This window comes from Spirochaetota bacterium, assembly GCA_034190085.1.
In the GTDB taxonomy this organism is placed as follows: Bacteria; Spirochaetota; UBA4802; order UBA4802; family JAFGDQ01; genus JAXHTS01.
On record JAXHTS010000052.1, the window covers coordinates 38315 to 55225 of the forward strand.

The 16911-nt window shown below is 34.0% G+C and carries 16 protein-coding genes; 10 read left to right on the forward strand and 6 right to left on the reverse strand.

Going from position 1 to position 16911, the window contains the following annotated elements; translation table 11 throughout:
• Window positions 1-44 precede the first annotated feature (44 nt).
• From SVZ03_09980 to SVZ03_10020, 9 genes are all read left to right on the forward strand, one after another.
• Window positions 45-1205, forward strand: coding sequence for a GDP-L-fucose synthase (locus SVZ03_09980; protein ID MDY6934534.1), 1161 nt, complete (start codon window positions 45-47; stop codon window positions 1203-1205).
• On the forward strand, window positions 1202-2170 hold the full coding sequence (locus tag SVZ03_09985; GenBank protein MDY6934535.1) for a GDP-mannose 4,6-dehydratase: 969 nt from the start codon (window positions 1202-1204) through the stop codon (window positions 2168-2170). The genes SVZ03_09980 and SVZ03_09985 overlap by 4 nt, the downstream gene beginning before the upstream one ends.
• 223 nt (window positions 2171-2393) lie before the next feature.
• The gene (locus SVZ03_09990; GenBank protein ID MDY6934536.1) at window positions 2394-3302 is read left to right on the forward strand and encodes an MraY family glycosyltransferase; all 909 of its coding nucleotides are present in this window, start codon (window positions 2394-2396) and stop codon (window positions 3300-3302) included.
• Window positions 3299-4564, forward strand: coding sequence for an O-antigen ligase family protein (locus SVZ03_09995; protein ID MDY6934537.1), 1266 nt, complete (start codon window positions 3299-3301; stop codon window positions 4562-4564). The genes SVZ03_09990 and SVZ03_09995 overlap by 4 nt, the downstream gene beginning before the upstream one ends.
• A 342-nt stretch (window positions 4565-4906) precedes the next feature.
• On the forward strand, window positions 4907-5860 hold the full coding sequence (locus SVZ03_10000; GenBank protein ID MDY6934538.1) for a metallophosphoesterase: 954 nt from the start codon (window positions 4907-4909) through the stop codon (window positions 5858-5860).
• A gap of 52 nt (window positions 5861-5912) precedes the next feature.
• Window positions 5913-6332, forward strand: coding sequence for a hypothetical protein (locus tag SVZ03_10005; GenBank protein ID MDY6934539.1), 420 nt, complete (start codon window positions 5913-5915; stop codon window positions 6330-6332).
• A gap of 43 nt (window positions 6333-6375) precedes the next feature.
• Window positions 6376-6975: a hypothetical protein gene (locus SVZ03_10010; GenBank protein ID MDY6934540.1), complete on the forward strand. Its 600-nt coding sequence runs from the start codon at window positions 6376-6378 to the stop codon at window positions 6973-6975.
• A 178-nt stretch (window positions 6976-7153) separates the two neighbouring features.
• Entirely contained in the window at window positions 7154-7678 is a 525-nt protein-coding gene (lepB, locus tag SVZ03_10015) for a signal peptidase I (protein MDY6934541.1), read from the forward strand.
• 18 nt (window positions 7679-7696) lie between these two features.
• Window positions 7697-8422 (forward strand): methyltransferase domain-containing protein, encoded by a 726-nt coding sequence (locus SVZ03_10020; protein ID MDY6934542.1) that lies wholly within the window; start codon window positions 7697-7699, stop codon window positions 8420-8422.
• A 7-nt stretch (window positions 8423-8429) separates the two neighbouring features.
• Here the strand turns inward: SVZ03_10020 and SVZ03_10025 are convergent, their stop codons facing one another.
• The 5 genes from SVZ03_10025 to SVZ03_10045 all read right to left on the reverse strand — a co-directional run bounded on the left by SVZ03_10025 (window position 8430) and on the right by SVZ03_10045 (window position 13754).
• Complete coding sequence (locus SVZ03_10025) at window positions 8430-9479, reverse strand: hypothetical protein (GenBank protein MDY6934543.1); 1050 nt, start codon at window positions 9477-9479, stop codon at window positions 8430-8432.
• Between the two features lie 84 nt (window positions 9480-9563).
• A complete protein-coding gene (gene rlmB, locus SVZ03_10030; GenBank protein MDY6934544.1) occupies window positions 9564-10298 on the reverse strand; it encodes a 23S rRNA (guanosine(2251)-2'-O)-methyltransferase RlmB in 735 nt (244 codons plus the stop codon).
• A complete protein-coding gene (gene cysS / locus SVZ03_10035; GenBank protein ID MDY6934545.1) occupies window positions 10280-11710 on the reverse strand; it encodes a cysteine--tRNA ligase in 1431 nt (476 codons plus the stop codon). The genes rlmB and cysS overlap by 19 nt, the downstream gene beginning before the upstream one ends.
• 15 nt (window positions 11711-11725) lie before the next feature.
• Complete coding sequence (locus SVZ03_10040) at window positions 11726-13264, reverse strand: ABC transporter substrate-binding protein (protein MDY6934546.1); 1539 nt, start codon at window positions 13262-13264, stop codon at window positions 11726-11728.
• On the reverse strand, window positions 13227-13754 hold the full coding sequence (locus SVZ03_10045) for a hypothetical protein (protein ID MDY6934547.1): 528 nt from the start codon (window positions 13752-13754) through the stop codon (window positions 13227-13229). Before SVZ03_10045 ends, SVZ03_10040 begins: the two co-directional genes overlap by 38 nt.
• A 341-nt stretch (window positions 13755-14095) precedes the next feature.
• Here SVZ03_10045 and murB point away from each other — a divergent pair, with 341 nt between their 5' ends.
• The gene (gene murB / locus SVZ03_10050; protein ID MDY6934548.1) at window positions 14096-15034 is read left to right on the forward strand and encodes a UDP-N-acetylmuramate dehydrogenase; all 939 of its coding nucleotides are present in this window, start codon (window positions 14096-14098) and stop codon (window positions 15032-15034) included.
• Window positions 15035-15120: 86 nt separating this feature from the next.
• Here murB and SVZ03_10055 read toward each other — a convergent pair whose 3' ends face one another.
• Complete coding sequence (locus tag SVZ03_10055; protein ID MDY6934549.1) at window positions 15121-16674, reverse strand: hypothetical protein; 1554 nt, start codon at window positions 16672-16674, stop codon at window positions 15121-15123.
• Window positions 16675-16911 lie beyond the last annotated feature (237 nt).

Consider the following 16911-nt stretch of genomic DNA (forward strand, 5'->3'; position numbering starts at 1 on the left):
TTAAAATGACCATCACCAAGAAATAAAAATAAAATATTAAGATAATGAATAAAAATTCCAAAATATTTATTGCAGGTGGAACTGGATTAGTAGGATCAGCAATTATCAGAAATCTATTATCAAAAGGATACAATAATTTAATATCGAGCTTTAATAGAAAAAAACCTCAAGAATATGAGAACTCCTTAATAAAATTTTATCCCATCAATATGATCTCTCAATTGGACGTGAATTCTTTTTTTGAGAAGGAAAGGCCTGAATATGTCTTTTTATCAGCTGCAAAAGTTGGAGGGATTGTTGCAAATAATACATACAAGGCTGACTTTATCTATGATAACATAATGATATCAAGCAATGTAATCCATGCATCATATAAATACGGAATCAAAAAATTACTCAATCTGGGATCCTCGTGTATCTATCCAAAATTATCACCTCAACCAATGAAAGAAGAGTATCTGTTAAGCGGAGCATTGGAACCTACAAATGAACCCTATGCAATTGCAAAGATAGCAGCAATCAAAATGTGCAGATATTTTAATGAACAGTATGGAACGAATTTTATTTCAGTGATGCCTAGTAATCTTTATGGAACGAATGATAATTTTAATCTTGTTGATTCTCATGTGCTTCCAGCATTGATACGCAAATTCTACCTAGCAAAGCTCCTATCCCAAGAAGATTATAAGAACATCAAAAATGATTTTCGCATTGCTGGCAATAGCAAACTTCACATAGACAACAAAACAGTTGTTATTGCTAATGACACATCTAAGGAAGATATGCTTCTTGCATTAAATTATTTTGGAATCAAAACTGATTCATTAAATGCTAATAATAATCAATATATTACAAATCAAATAAATGTCTCACTATGGGGTACAGGCACTCCATTCCGTGAATTCTTGTACGTTGATGATCTGGCAGATGCAGTTGTTTATCTAATGGAAAATTATGATTACAAGGATATAGGTGAGTTTATAAATATAGGATCAGGAATCGATCTTACAATCAAGGAACTTGCATCAATTGTGAAAAGAATTGTTGGTTTTACAGGAACTATCTCTTTTGATGTAAGCAAACCTGATGGTACACCCAAAAAATTGCTGGATATATCGCATCTGAAATCATTAGGTTGGAGTCCATCTGTATCACTGGAGGATGGTATAACCAAAGTATATGATTGGTATAAAAATAGATCATGAAAAGAGCGCTTATTACAGGAATAACTGGTCAGGATGGATCTTATCTTGCAGATTTTCTACTGGATAAAGGCTATGAAGTGCATGGCATAGTGAGGAGAGCGACAATTGAGGATGAGAGGAAACTTGCAAATATCAAACACATTCGTAAGGATATCAATCTGCACATATGTTCTCTTGAAAACAGCCTTAATCTGATAAAAGTTATAACCGATGTAAAACCTGATGAACTCTACCATCTTGCAGCATCTAGCTTTGTGAGTTATTCATTTGAAGAAGAATTTTCAATTATAAACTTTAATTTTACTTCCACTCATTACATCCTAGCCACTCTTAAGGAGTTTGCACCTAACTGCCGAATCTATTATGCAGGTTCAAGTGAAATGTTTGGCAATGTCGAAATCTCGCCTCAGAAAGAAGACACTCCCTTTAATCCTCGATCAGTGTATGGCATTTCAAAACTCTCGAGTTATCATCTAATGAAGAATTATCGCGAACAATATGGTCTATTTGCTTGTAATGGAATAATGTATAATCATGAATCGCCTCGCCGGGGATTTCAGTATGTTACGCGAAAGATAACATCATCTGCTGCAAGAATAAAACGCAATCTACAGGACAGCTTATATCTAGGTAATATTGATGCAGTCCGAGATTGGGGATATGCACCTGATTATGTTGAAGCAATGTGGCTGATGCTGCAGCAAGAACAGGCAGATGATTATATAATTTCAACAGGCAGACTGCATTCTGTAAAAGAATTTCTTGAAATTGCCTTCAATTATCTTGACCTCAATTACGAGGATTACGTAAAGATCGACAAAAAATTTTACCGCAGTTCAGAAAAAATTCCTCTTTGCGGTGACTACTCAAAGGCATTCAATCTTTTAGAATGGAAACCACAAAAAAATTTCAAGAATATGATCATTGAAATGATTGAGCATGATATAAAAATCATTAATTATTGAATTGACATTCAATGATTTTTTGTTCAATACCGATTATTAAAACAGAGCAGCTGTCAATCAAAAACAAACCATAGAAATTATGAAAAGTAGTTATATAATTCAAATTTTATTTTCTTTTCTTATATCTGTATCTTTAATACCAGTAATTATATATCTATCAAAAAAATTCAATTTCTATGATCAAGTTAATGAAAGAAAAATACACAATGGCAATATAAGCAGATTGGGAGGTTTAGGGATATTCATAGGTTTTATTATTCCTTTTATAATTATTGCTCTAAATAATGCCCCTTTTCAATTCAATATTATTATATATCTTATTGCAATTTTTATAGCCTTTTTAACAGGATTTGTAGATGATCTATGGAACATAAGAGCCAGATATAAATTGATCCTTCAAATTATTTCAGGGTTATTAGTAACTCAATCTGGATTACTTTTTGATCGGTTAATATTTTATAACATCATATCAATAGAATTTGGCATCTTTTCGAATATTATTACAGTATTATGGATAGTGATGTTTATGAATGCAATAAATCTTATTGATGGTATGGATGGTCTTGCATCTGGGATAGTATTCATTGCAAATATCTTTATTCTTTTAATTGCTATTTTCTATAATAATCACTTAATTATTCAAATTTCGATTATTCTTGGTGGAGCAATCCTTGGATTTTATATTTTCAATTTTCCTCCTGCAAAAATATTCATGGGTGATGGTGGGGCATATTTTCTTGGTTTTTTATATGCAACATTGCCTCTAATGGGTATTAAAAAAAGTTCTGTTGCAACTCTATTTTTAATTCCATTTATCCTGCTTCTTATCCCAATAGGAGATATTGCGCGTGTAATTTTTATAAGATGGAGAGACGGAAATAATATATTTCTTGCAGATAAGAATCATCTTCATCATAGACTACAGAATTTAGGTTTTACAAACAGGGGCATACTGTTTGTTATATATGGTTACACTATTATACTTGGATTGACATCAATTCTTCTGCTTTATATTGAACCAAAATATTCTCTAATCCTTTTTTTAATTATCTCCCTTCTGGTACTACTCACTTTTTATATTTTCCATCATGTTGAAAATCTAATCGAAAAAAAAGATCATAATAAAGAATGAAATTGGATGTTTTAAAAGATAGAAGCAATCTGTTTTTGTTTGTACTGGGAGTTATATCAAGCACTGCTCTTCTTCCTGAATTAGATATCCCATACCTGAAGGTTGACCTGTTTAATCTCACAGCACCTATGGCTGGCCTTTTCTTGATAGCATATAACTATAAAACAATAAAAAATTCTGTCTCTATATATAAAAAAGAATTTGTCCTTATTTTCCTCTTTTTGTTAGTACTTTTTCTTTCATCAATATCAAGTTATGATAGTAGAATAGCTATTAAGCATTATGTGAAATATTTTGAGGTAATTATTGTTTTTTTTGGAATCGTTTTCTACATTGAATCTGATGAAGATGTAAAAGCAATTTTCAGATTTTATCTATCATCTGTTATCTTTCTTGCGTTGGTTGCAATTTTAATCTATATTTTCCCAAATTTCTTTAAGAACATTCTCTTTGTACATAAAATCGGTCTTCAATTTCTTCCTAGAAATGAATCACTAATGTCAAATCCCAATGTATACGGCGTATTTTCTGCAGTTATTTGTATTACTTCATTGACTTTATTAAAAGAAAAGTTTATATCAAAGAACTTTGCAATTTTATCCCTGATAGCTTCTGTATTTGGAATATTAGCTGCAGGCAGTTTAAATGGATTTTTCACAATTATGGTCTGTTTATGCTTATTCTTATACATTTCACAGTTATCAATTATAAACAAAATTATACTCATTACAGGAAGTTGTGCAGCAGTTATACTCCTACTCCTTACTATTCTTTTTTTCATAAGAGGACAATTAGATAATAGAATAAATATTCAGGGAGCTTACAATAGCATATTTCATGGCTCATTAACACCCAGATTAGAGCTATGGAAAGGGGTGATAAAGTCTCTTAATGATACTCCATTTTTAGGTACTGGTCCATCAGTATATAATCACTATTTTAATAAATATACAAAATTAACTGGACAGGATGAAAAAAATATTATTGGAGCATACAACTCTCATAATTTATTTCTACAAATATTAGCTGAATCTGGAATTATTGGCTTTGCGATTTTTTTATCTATTTTTATTTTAATTTTTAGACTATTTAAAAAAAGAAAATATTATATAGCCATTCCATTTTTAGCACTTCTTTTTGGTCAGTTATTCGATTGTATAGTGTATGACTATTTTTTCCTTGTTTTCTTCATCTCTTTGCTTGCCATTGCTATATACGAAAACAGAAAATGCGATGAGAACGCGCAAATAAAATCTACATAATTTTTGAGTTTGTGTCATTAGATTTTATATGCACAAGACCGCTTTTAGTGCTTTGAGAGCCTCTGGAAAAATTGAGTATTTATTGTTTTGTTATCACATCATTGGTCGCCAATATAATGACCTCCTTTATATTTATTTTTATAAATTTATGGACAATGATCATGGTAGTGTTTTTGAATAATAGTCGAGAAGATTGTTGTTATAATAATTACAGTTGGTGGTATCATTCGTGAGAAATAATTGTCGCTTGACAAGTTGAATATAATGAATGAGATGATGCCGAATGGATAAGTGAGTATACTGAAAGTGTTAATTCAAAATTAAATTTTTCTGAACTGAAAAATGCAAAAATCTATTAACAAATCGTTTCACCTTATCTTAATCATTATATTTTCAGTTATTTTAATTAGCTGTTCTTCACAGAAGAGAGACACAAGAATCATTGAACCATTCTTTGGTGATGATAAATATGTTATTTGGGTTCATTCTGATATCCAACCACGGGACAAAAAGGAGTGGTATCATTATGAGTTGGCTGTAAAGGATATAAGAGATAATTTCAGGGATGTTGATATGGCAATTATTGCGGGTGATATTATTCATTATTCAAGAACACCTCATGTATATGAATGGTTTTTAAGAACAAGAAATGAATTATCGATAAAATACTGGTATGAGATAGCAGGTAATCATGAGGCAAAGGATTATGCTAATTATGATAGATATATAAATAAACCGTTATGTTACTCTGTGCGAGTTGGAAATATCCTCATTTTATTGATGTCGGATGAAAAGAATAGCCCTCCGCAAGATATATCAGATGATACTTATGTATGGTGGAAGAATTATGTAATAAACAATCAAAATTGTATAATCATTACAGTGACTCATGCCTATCTTGAGCAGAGCAATCTTTTTGGAAGCTGGATCTCCAGTAGAAATATAATTGGTTCAGGGAGATTTGCCGATGTATTAAAGCAATATAAAGTAGATGTTTGGATTGCAGGTCACACACATTGGCCAAATTATCTACCTGGAAACGCAAAGGTATCAGAAGAGTTGAATAACACTCTTTTTGTCAATGTTGCGGCAATAAGAAAGGATATTATAAACTATGTGGCATCTAGGATTTTTATCTTTACAAAAGGTTCGGGTAATTTATTAATAAGGAATAGGAATCACGAAAAGAATAGCTATGATGAATGGCTTGATATAAATCATCCCCTGAGTCATAAATTTATTTGGGATGGATCGCCTCCTTCTCAAATAGAGGGGAGGAATACAGTTTTGAATTAAGCATTTATTTATAGATTCAAATCACTAAGATCCAATAGATATAGTTTAAACCATGATTAATATATTATTCGATATTATAGTTAAACTACTTATTATTCTTTTTTTATTTAGTTCGTGTTCAGATGATGATTCAGATGATACTGTTTTCTCATATTTTGAGCAGTTTAGAATAAAATCACTGTCATCCACAGCTGAATTCCTTTTTGTTTTTAATAGAGATACTAATACTAGTCGAACTGAGATTTACTCAATGGATCGCAATGGAGAGGGTGTAACCCGTATTGCCTACACTGAAGAACACCATTTTATTATGGGAGTTGATCCGGTGCGACGATACCTTGTCTGCTCACGCTCTGAGGAGGATACGAATGATAATGGCGAATTGGATGATTGGGATAGAAGATCCCTTTGGATAATTGATTTAATTACAAAGAATGAAGTCCGTCTTACTGATTTAGAAAATCATTGCTGAGGGAGATAGTTTCTCCCCTGACAGCGAATGGATTGTGTTTCTTATGAAGTTTCCAGATGAAGAGAGTGATATATACAAAATAAGGGTCAATGGATCGAGTTTAACCAATCTCACAAAAACATCTTATGTGATTGAGGGTGATCCTAGCTGGTCATCCGATGGGGAATCCATTGTATATAGCTCTTTTGATGCAATAACGCCAAGATTCGTGATTAAAAAGATGGATGTTCTGGGTGGCAAAATAGAGACTATTTATGATGGTGGGGAGGGTGTCTCTACTCCTGCCTTCCCGCCTGGCAATTATGATCCATGCTATAGCCCTGATGGTCAATGGATAGTATTTGAGCGGCCAGTAGAGTATAATGGAGAGAATTGGGGAAGTGGTATCTGGCATATATTTAAAATAAACATAGATGGGCGTGGACTAATAGATTTAATTCTGATTGGAGATCATAGCGATCGTGCAGAATATCTTCCATCCTTTTCGCCTGATGGAGATTTTATTGTCTTCGGTTCATTCTATGAGGCAGATCCTCTTCCTCAAAGTCATGATGATATATTTAGAATAGATGCCAATGGAGATGCATTGACTAGATTAACTGATAACCCAGCTAGTGATAAATATCCGGTATGGATCCCTTAATAGTCTTTACTTCTTGACTTTTTGACTTTTTTATAAAAATTAAAGGAATGGCTGGCAATCAAGGGATAGGTTCATACTAACTGTTTTTCTATATACTACTTCTGCTGATTTAATGGGAGACTTCGCCTCTTCTATGTGTTAAGAGTATTAATTAAATATAAGCATAAGGTTTAAGTGAATGTACATACCTGAAGAGAATAGAGGATCAGTCTTTATTCGGTTAACAAAGGTAATTATGCTTGTTACGGGCCTAGTCTTGGGTCTTTTCATTGCGAGGATATTCATTATCCCTTTTACTGTTCTCAACGAATCGATGTCTCCAAATCTGAAAAGGGGGGATATCGTTTATGTGCTAAGGCACATAACGCCTGCTGTGGGGGATATTATTTTATTCAATAGCCCTGTGGAGCCAGATAGGGTATTATTAAAAAGAGTAATTGCCAAGGAGGGGGATACAATTGAGATTAGTAGGAAAAAAATATATAAAAACAGTCAGGAATTTAAATCTGATTGGGAGGTCCTTTCTAATGATGATAGGATATTTCCTATGAATTTTTCATATAGGGATAACATGCAAGCGATGAGGTTGAAGAGGAATGAATTCTTCGTGTTAGGGGATAACATTGATTATAGCTTTGACAGCAGAACCTTCGGAGCGATCAACAAGGACGCGGTGATTGGTAAGGTTATTTTTAAGAAATAGGATGTTCTGGATTATTAGGTGAGATCAAGATTTCATGATAGACAATTCGCTTGTGCCTATGAGAAAAGATTGTCCGCTGAGGGGTATCCTGGAGTTCTATTAGATATAGTCCTGGAAGAGATAGATGAAGGGAGGACAATAATAGATGTTGGGGCGGGAACTGGTTTCTTCTCTATCCCCTTAGCAAGAATGGGCTATAGAGTAATAGCCATAGAACCATCTCCTGAGATGGTCAAACTCTTCATGGAAAAGATAAACGAACAATTTTCTCAATTAGTTAGTTTGAATTGTATTGATTGGGAATCATGGCATAAAGATAGAGGGGACAATCTCATTTGTATACATTCTATATATGGGATGCAGAATATTGATGCTGCAATAAAAAAGATGAGTTGTTTTTCAAATAAGTCTATTCTTATTATCAAGGCTGGTTCAGGAACCAAATCATTATCAGAGATTATATGCAAGAGTCTGAATATTAAGAGAGGTTATTCTGATTTTTTTTACAAAATTGAGATGATCCTGCAGAAAAATGGATTAAAGTACAGGCATAGAAGAATTGAACAGAGAAGAAATTACATATTTATAGATTTGAACAAAGAAGCAGAGTATTATTGCAAGCGTCTTGACATTGATAAGGGTAAACTGGATGTGGTAAAGAAGATAATAGAGAGCAGTTGTCAGAGGGATGGGGATAGGTATGTTTTTCAGGGTGTATATAAAGACATCCTATTTGTTTTTTAAGAACACTTTATTTTTTTTCAAATAGTGAAGGAATCTTGCTATTAAGATATGTTATTATATCCAAAAATTTATTCATGTCTATTAAGTAGAATCCATTGTCATTTCTTATGAGGAGATGCTCAAGATATCTCCCAGCCAATTTAAAACGAAAAGGCAATCTCACTGGTCTCTTATTAGAATAATTCATAATCCATAATCCATCATTATTCTCATAAATTATACCAGAAGGTGTGAGTTCTAAATCAATTAAATTATTAAAAGCGAGTAGTATATTCCTCTTTTTAGTATAGATAGATATCCTTCTCAAAGTCCAATTCCCAGTGGAGCCTGTAATACAATACAGGTATCCTTCTTGGAAAGATATCTTTGATGATGAAATCTTCCAATTTTGGAGCATGATTGAGCTATTACTGAGGTCAATTACACTCATATTGTAGGAACCACCAATACCGACAATTATTGCTAATTTATTATTATTTGTTTGTAGTTGAACAAGATAAAACAAACTCGGTGAAAATGGGGGTGAGAATCTATCCTTTACCAGACGTCCTGCATTATTTGAATGTAGACCAGTGAAATAAATCCTTCTATTACAATAATAATAGAGTTTATCATTCAGTAAAGCTATTGCTTTTACTTCCTTCCCATTTGCTTGATTGAGCGGCACGTCCTTTACGAGAGCGCCTTTCATATTGAAGATATCTGCATTCATGCCATTCAGCAACCCAACTCTTTGTAATACTGGATCATAGCATAGATTGATGCTATTGTTATTAATCATGATATCCATCTCATGGGGATAAGCTATTTTAAGGTAATCATTATTCCTATAATAGATTAAATTATTTGAGCAGGATAAATTTGTTGTGCTAAAATGCTTAATTGTTACAGAATCTATGATCCCCTTTTCAATCATTGTAATGGCTTTGGCCGTTTCCCCTTGTTCAAATCGTTTAATTCCAGTATTCAATATCCGTTCTGAGTTGGGTGTACATCTGGACATCACTAGGGGTAGTAAACAAACATAGAGTAAATATCCGATTAGTCTTGTATTCATAATAATTTCCCGGTAGGTTCTTTAGTTTAACCCTTATGCTTTAATAAATACTATGCACAGAAGCAATAGAGGTTGATATTATCCTCATTCAATCAGCGCCTCATATAAGACAATCCCAGCGGCAACCGAGGCGTTTAATGATGTCATGTTACCCTTTAGTGGGATCTGCACAATGAGGTCGCATTTTTCTTTTGTTAATCTCCTCATTCCGCTTCCTTCATTTCCTATTATAATGATAGATGGCCTAAGCCCTCTTAATCTGGTTAAGTCAGAATCCCCTTTATCAGAAGTTCCTATAATCCAGAATCCCATCTTTTTAGCATTTTCGAGGAAGTTTGCGATATTTGAGACAGTGAGAATTCTTAAGTATACAGTCGCACCGGCAGATGCTTTCACTACAACACTGGTTATATTTGAGGAATGGGATTTCGATATTACCACGCCATCTCCACCAAGAGCCTCAGTTGTCCTTATGATGGATCCGACATTCTGAGGATCTGTCAATTGATCCAGCAAAACGAGCACTCCCTTATTGTGAAGAATATTCTCTATAAATTCCTGATCGTTAGTTGCCTTCTTTTTACGTGGAAGAACTAAAACCACTCCCTGATGGTTTGATGATGAATTAAATCTTGTTAGATAGGATTTCTCGCAATATTCAATTGGGATTTCTTTTCTTTGTGATTCCTTTATGATAAAATCGATGATCTTGCCATGTGCGGTTTTTGAGATGAATAACTCTGCGCCGGATGGATTGTCGAGTTGTTTGATATATTCCAATGTTGTGTTTCGTCCGTAGACTATTTTTTTATTTTCCACCTTGTACCATCTTTCTTGTCTTCTAAAATAATATTCTCCTTCAAGAGCATTTCCCTGATCTCATCAGCCTTTTTGAAGTCTTTCTCAATTCTTGCATCGGCCCTTTCCTGTATAAGTTTTTCAATTCTATTGATATCAATGGCTTTATCCTTTTTTTCTTTAAAGAAGATAAATCCGAATACAGAGTCTATTCTCTCTAAAGCGTCATTTATATCTTGGATGTCGATTTTGGAAATTCTGTTTATGTCAATTAGTGAATTTATTTCATGCAAAAACTTGAAGAATCTGCCTATTCCGCCTGATATATTTATATCATCATCCATAATATCGATAAACTCTGAAAAAAAGTTGTCAATAATGGATTTGACCTCTGGATTTTTTTCGTTATCAATACTAATCTCTTCTAATCTGGATAGCAGATTATCAATTCGATTAAGCGCATTATCTGCTTGCTTTATGCCTTGAAAGGTAAAGTTCAATTGCTTTTTGTAATGAGCTGACATAAGGAGGTACCGGATGGATCTGGGGGAATAACCCATATTCAGAATATCTCTAAGTGTATAGAAATTTTCCAGAGATTTGGACATCTTCGCCCCATCCACCAAGAGATGTTCTGCATGTATCCAATACCTGACAAAGGGCTCATCATAGGCAGCCTCGCTCTGAGCTATCTCATTCTCGTGATGAGGGAAGATGAGATCCACGCCGCCGGTATGGATGTCTATGGTTTTGTTAAAAACCTTTCTTACCATAGCTGAGCATTCTATATGCCATCCAGGTCTGCCATTGCCATATGGTGTTTCCCAGTATGGCTCATTCTCCTTTGGCGCTTTCCATAGAGCAAAGTCTCTTACATCATCCTTGTCATATTCGTCACTATCGAATCTTAACCCGCTTGTAATTTCTCGTTTGTCGAGCCTGCTGAGCTTGCCATAGTCAGAAAAATTCGCTATGCTATAGTATATAGATCCGTCTTTTTCATAAGCAATACCCTTCTTAAATAATCTTTCAATGATATCGATCATAGAATCAATGGATTCTGTAGCCCTTGGTGTATGTTCTACAGGCTCAATATTAAGGGTTTTCAAATCTTCAAAGAATATCCTTATGTATTTCTCTGTAAATTCCCCTAAACTTACGCCTTCCTCATTTGAGCCTGCAATGGTTTTATCATCTACGTCCGTTATGTTCATTGTGTGATTAATCTTGAATCCTCTGAATTTGAGGTATCTTCTCAACAGGTCATTAAATAGAAAGGTTCGGAAATTGCCAATATGCGCATAGCTGTATACTGTGGGTCCACAGGAGTATATGGTAATGGGGGGATAATCTTCAATATTATCCTTCCTAACTCCACCTGGGATTAGCTCTTCAGTTAGTCTGGAGAGTGTGTTATGTATTCGTAAAGTCAATTTATCCTCCATTATCTATTCAGTTTTGCTGGCTATGGATATCTCGTTTCCCTTAAAACCACAGTATATAGGATAGGGAACGAATTGTGTTATCCTTTTTGTAATAGCAATTCTCTTGTCACCATACCATAAGAAAATCCACGGGGCATCGTCAATTATTATTCTTTCGATTTTGTTGTAGATTTTAAATCTTTTACTATTATCAATGGTTCTTTGAGCCATTATGAGAAGGCGGTCAACTTCTTCATTAAAGTAAAAGGATCTGTTCCCTCCGGTTCCGCTGTTTTTTGAGAAGAATAATGGGTATAAAAAATTTTCCGGTTCAGGATAGTCGGCATGCCATGTAAAGTAGGCTAAATCATAGGATCCCTTTATGGTTGCTGCCTTTAGGGCTGACCAGTCCATCTCCTGTATTCCAATATTTAGATCCATTTTTTTCAAGTAGTATTGTACCATCTGAGAGATCAGTGATACCTGATGATCAGATTTTGTGAAGAGCGTGAACCGCTTATTGTTTAGGGTGAATTGCTTGATTATCTTTCTTGCCTTTGAAGGATTATAGGGTATGGAATCGGTTGTTGTCACATAATCGCCTATTCTCGGCGGTATCGGACCAGAGGCCCTTTGGAATCTATTCTTTAAAAGGCTTTTCATGATCATATCCCTATCAATTGCCATGTTTAGCGCCTTTCTGAATACCTTCTTATTGAAGGGATATCTTGAGGTATTAAGCGCTATGTAATGAACACTGAGTTCAGGTATTTCTATTATTCTTGCATTTTTATTGAAATGGGCGTTTTTTACATAATCGATGTTTGCTAAATAGGGGAGTTCAAAATAATCCAATGCTCCATTAAGGAACTCAAACCTTGCGGTGAGGTCCTCAGGTATAATCTTGAACACTATTCCTTTGATCTTCGATCTTCTGCCAAAATAATTTTGATTAGCTTCAAGTACTATTTTTTCATCCTGTCCCCAAGTCTTTAGGATAAAGGGGCCGCTTCCGATGATGTTTCTGTGTTTCAAAAATTCATTCTTTGAGATTATATAACAGTTCGGCATAGTTAAAAGAGATAGGAAGGTTGATGAGGGTCTTTTAAGCTTGATGCTGAACTCGTGTTCACCTCGCTTTGCTATTGTTTTAATATTATTGAATATCCATCTCCTCGGGGATGTCGGATTTTTGGAGTTTTTTATTCTTTCGTAGGAGAAAATAACATCATCAGAATTAAGAGCTAGTCCATTATGAAAATGTACATTTCTCTTAAGCTTGGCTTTCAGGATTTTGCCATTAAATGTAAAGCTATCAATCAGATCTCTTTTAATTATTCCATTATTGTCGATTTTAAAGAGACCATTGCATATCTTAGTCAGTATTCTTCCTGAAACCACATCAGTGCTATAAAAAGGGTCCAGCTTTCCGGGATCTGATTGAATGTAGGTATAGAAATAATTTTTATCTTGTTCTTTTTGGCAGGATATGGCGGAAAGCACACATATGAGTAATGCTGACACCCTAAAAGTTAGCCGGTTCTCCTTCCTCTCCATTATCATTAAGCACAAACTCTTCAATCTGCACATAGTCAATCTTTTTCTCTTCAACCTCTTCCATAATCTTTTGGGATTCTGACAAGATTTCAGAGATTGATTCGATTTTATTAAAATCATCAGGTTTTAATTTATAGTATGCCAATAGCATGTGTAATTTCTTAATATAATCAATGAGTTCTTTCAGCTTTATGTTTTTCCGATCAATCGTTTCTTTTGAGTTTAATAATAATTTTTTTAGCAATTCGTTTTGTTTTTTGAGTTTTGTCTGTAATTCAACCGCTTTATCATGATATTCCTTGTTAACCCTTTGAAAGTCGATCCTGGCAAGAATAATATCCCCTGTCTCCTTTTCTTTATCAATGGATTCTATTATGTCAACAAACTCATCATTGGAGAATAGATCTTCAGGGGAGGTTTGAATCCACTTTCTTCCTTCCTCATCAGTAAACTCTGTTAAATCTGGCAACTCTCTATTTTTTATTTTTTTCATCATTTTATCACATACTCACTTTTTTACTTTTTGCAAGCTATTAATAAATAAAAGAGAAAATAATCATCTAAAGAAATGTCATTAATTTAGTCAAATGAATAATTGATGAGGTATTTGCTCGTTCATTCATCCCTAATATTGTAGTTGTATTCTCGATTGTCGATTAAGATAAAATGTTATTATTACGTACTGTATTCTCTTTCTTCTTGACATTGTGTTTATTTTAGCTGAATGTAAATGATTCAAATATTATTACAGAAGATGGATTATTGTAACAATATTTTTAAGAAGCTATAGGGAAGTATATTCCAGTTAAGGTAACAGATTATAATGATGAACTAATTATGAATAATAATCAGCGGTTTAGGAATAAGGAAAAATTAATAGAAAGATTGAGTAAACTTGGGATTATGAGGTTGGATGAATCCATGAGGAATCATACTAGCTTTATGACCGGTGGGCCTGCGGATATTCTCATATATCCCTTAAGTCATGATTATCTAAGGGAAATAGTACTAATTGCTAGAGATGGATTGATTCCCCTTACAATTATTGGAGGAGGCTCAAACCTGCTTGTGGGGGATAAGGGTATTCGGGGTATTGTAATCAAGTTATGTGAAAATGGTGTTTTAGATGGTAGGATGGAGATTCGACCCGATGGGCTGGTATATGCTGACTCAATTATGAAGAAGGAAACCTTTGTCCAATTTTGCCTTGATCAGGGATTTAAGGGAATGGAGTTTATTGCTGGAATCCCTGGTTGTCTGGGTGGCGGGATTATGATGAATGCAGGCACTGATATGGGAAATTTTATTGATATCCTCCATTCCGTTATATCTCTTAACTGGAGTGGAACAATTGAGACCAAAGAGTTGACAAAAGAGATGGCGGAGTATAGAAGGCTTAACATTGAAGAGGATACTATTATTTTAGGATCATTATTCAAACTCCCAAGGGGTGAAAACATAGAGGACATAAGGCATAGGATTGAAGAGAATATTAATCAGAGGCGATTAAAACATCCTTTAGATTATCCTTCAGCTGGATCTGTTTTTAAAAATCCGCCACAGCGTTCCTCATGGGAATTGATTGACGAAGCTGGACTTAAAGGGCAGAGGGTTGGTGGCGCAGTAGTCTCAACCCTACATACAAATTTTATTGTAAATGCCAATAATGCATCTTCATCAGATATATTGAGTTTGATGGATCACATAAAGGAGAGGGTTTATTCAAAGTTCAATATCTTACTTGAGAGTGAGATAAGAGTATTAGGCGAAATATAGTTATTATTCTGCCTGTGAATTGTATGGATGTAGTCATTAGGATTGTTATAATTTTTACAATAATCCCTAAAAGGGATTATTTTTATCTACCACTTCTTTTTATGTAGTTTTATATAAATATTATTACCACTCTTCCTTTCCGATAAAAGATAATCCCTTCCGTAATAAATATTGAATTCGAATTGATCCAAAAAAATAAAATGTCCTGATACACCTGAGACAACCCCAAACTGATTTCCGGAGAGATCATAGGATGATCCCTGAAACCACGCCAAGTCAATAAAAATGCCGGCATATATGAAATCTCTATAAGCTGATATTCGATAATTGTTGGCAGATCTAACCATTTTCCTGGTGTGATATGAACTCCCCATGAATCCCTTAAATGTTGAACCTGGAATAGATTCCTCATGATAGAATGGGGGATTTTTCCAAATTCTATAAAATTCAATTGCGGGTATATATATTCCATATTTAGTTAACTCAAACACTATCTCGCTTTCAAAGATAATCTTGTGAAATCCATCCCTATTAAAATAATAATCATATACCAACTCAACCCTTTTCCTAAGCGTTCTTTTGGGTTTCCAGGGTATCATATCGACTACTCTGATCTCAAAGAAACCCCAATTATCCACATGCCTTTCAATCTTTGGATGATATTCGGAATCATCATCAACAACATCTGGATCCAGTACATATACCCTCTCTCCCCCAACACCAGCATATATCTTCAATCGATGCAATAATGTGATTCCAGGAGCCAGTGTTCCTCTCATCTGCAAGAATTTGTATTTGGTTAAACCAAGATCAATGCGGGATGCTCTTGAATTATGAATTAGTCCAGTGAAAAGAGGTGTGAAGTATCCTTTTAATGTCGGCACAAAATGATAGTTTGAATATAGCTTCATAAAGGTCCAGTTGGGTATTTCAGAGAATCCAGACAGGTTGGGTTTGGAGAATTTCGTTAAATCTATTAAGATTGAATCAATGCTGTGTAAACCCTCATATCTGATTCCAATAGATGAGCCTATCTCAAGAAAATCCTTCTTTACTGCAAAAGATGGATGATAGTACCTAACATATGGGATCAGACCTTTTCTATAACTGGTTTTAAGTCCATAATCAAATTTATTGACTGGAGATGACGGATGTGGTTCAAACACTACTATTAAACTATTAGCATATCCGAATTTATCGAGAAAGGGTAGACTAGTCTTCCCTAAACCAGGTAGTTCAAACTCCTTGTAGAGTTGAAAGGAGGCTTTATCAAATTCTTTAGCCGGTTGTATGATAATATGTATATCTTTATATCCATATTTTTTTTTAAGTCGGTTAGTCTCTCTTTCTACTGCATATTTATTATAGATTTTATGCTTTAGATTAAACTCTTGACGCATTATTATAGTCTTAATTGAGCTGAGCCTATGGAATACTATTTTCCCCAGACGACCTTCATCTATAATGATCTTCAAGGAATGCTTGGTCTCTTCTATCAAATGGGTCTTAACCAATGTATAACCCCTTTTTTTATAGAATTCTAAAATAGATTTAGAAACGGATTTATAGCGTTCCCTATCAACAGAAATTTTTTTTAGATTTAGATATTCTAATATATATTCTTGTGAATATATTTTCATTCCGAAAAGCTGAACTTCTTTATATTTCGTGAGTGAAAAGAGATTAGAGGTCCCCTGATTATAAAAAGTGAGGATTACTATTATCGAGTATAATCGCATTTTCATTTCAAGATGATGTCCAACCGTTTTTTATCTTGTAGGGATGATTGAATATTAGGAGTGTTTCTTCCTTCTTCCGTTTACGTTTAATATATCATTTTCGTGAACTTGAAGGAGGTTTGTTTTATAGTATAGGTT

Bases quoted from the DNA above. Each gene is read 5' to 3' on its own strand.
- SVZ03_10005 (MDY6934539.1), top strand. From the start codon at position 5,913: ATGATTAATATATTATTCGATATTATAGTTAAACTACTTATTATTCTT.
- murB (MDY6934548.1), top strand. From the start codon at position 14,096: ATGAATAATAATCAGCGGTTTAGGAATAAGGAAAAATTAATAGAAAGA.
- SVZ03_09995 (MDY6934537.1), top strand. From the start codon at position 3,299: ATGAAATTGGATGTTTTAAAAGATAGAAGCAATCTGTTTTTGTTTGTA.
- SVZ03_10040 (MDY6934546.1), bottom strand. From the start codon at position 13,264: ATGATAATGGAGAGGAAGGAGAACCGGCTAACTTTTAGGGTGTCAGCA.
- SVZ03_10010 (MDY6934540.1), top strand. From the start codon at position 6,376: ATGAAGTTTCCAGATGAAGAGAGTGATATATACAAAATAAGGGTCAAT.
- SVZ03_10055 (MDY6934549.1), bottom strand. From the start codon at position 16,674: ATGAAAATATATTCACAAGAATATATATTAGAATATCTAAATCTAAAA.
- SVZ03_10000 (MDY6934538.1), top strand. From the start codon at position 4,907: ATGCAAAAATCTATTAACAAATCGTTTCACCTTATCTTAATCATTATA.
- SVZ03_10025 (MDY6934543.1), bottom strand. From the start codon at position 9,479: ATGAATACAAGACTAATCGGATATTTACTCTATGTTTGTTTACTACCC.
- SVZ03_10045 (MDY6934547.1), bottom strand. From the start codon at position 13,754: ATGATGAAAAAAATAAAAAATAGAGAGTTGCCAGATTTAACAGAGTTT.
- lepB (MDY6934541.1), top strand. From the start codon at position 7,154: ATGTACATACCTGAAGAGAATAGAGGATCAGTCTTTATTCGGTTAACA.
- SVZ03_09980 (MDY6934534.1), top strand. From the start codon at position 45: ATGAATAAAAATTCCAAAATATTTATTGCAGGTGGAACTGGATTAGTA.
- SVZ03_09985 (MDY6934535.1), top strand. From the start codon at position 1,202: ATGAAAAGAGCGCTTATTACAGGAATAACTGGTCAGGATGGATCTTAT.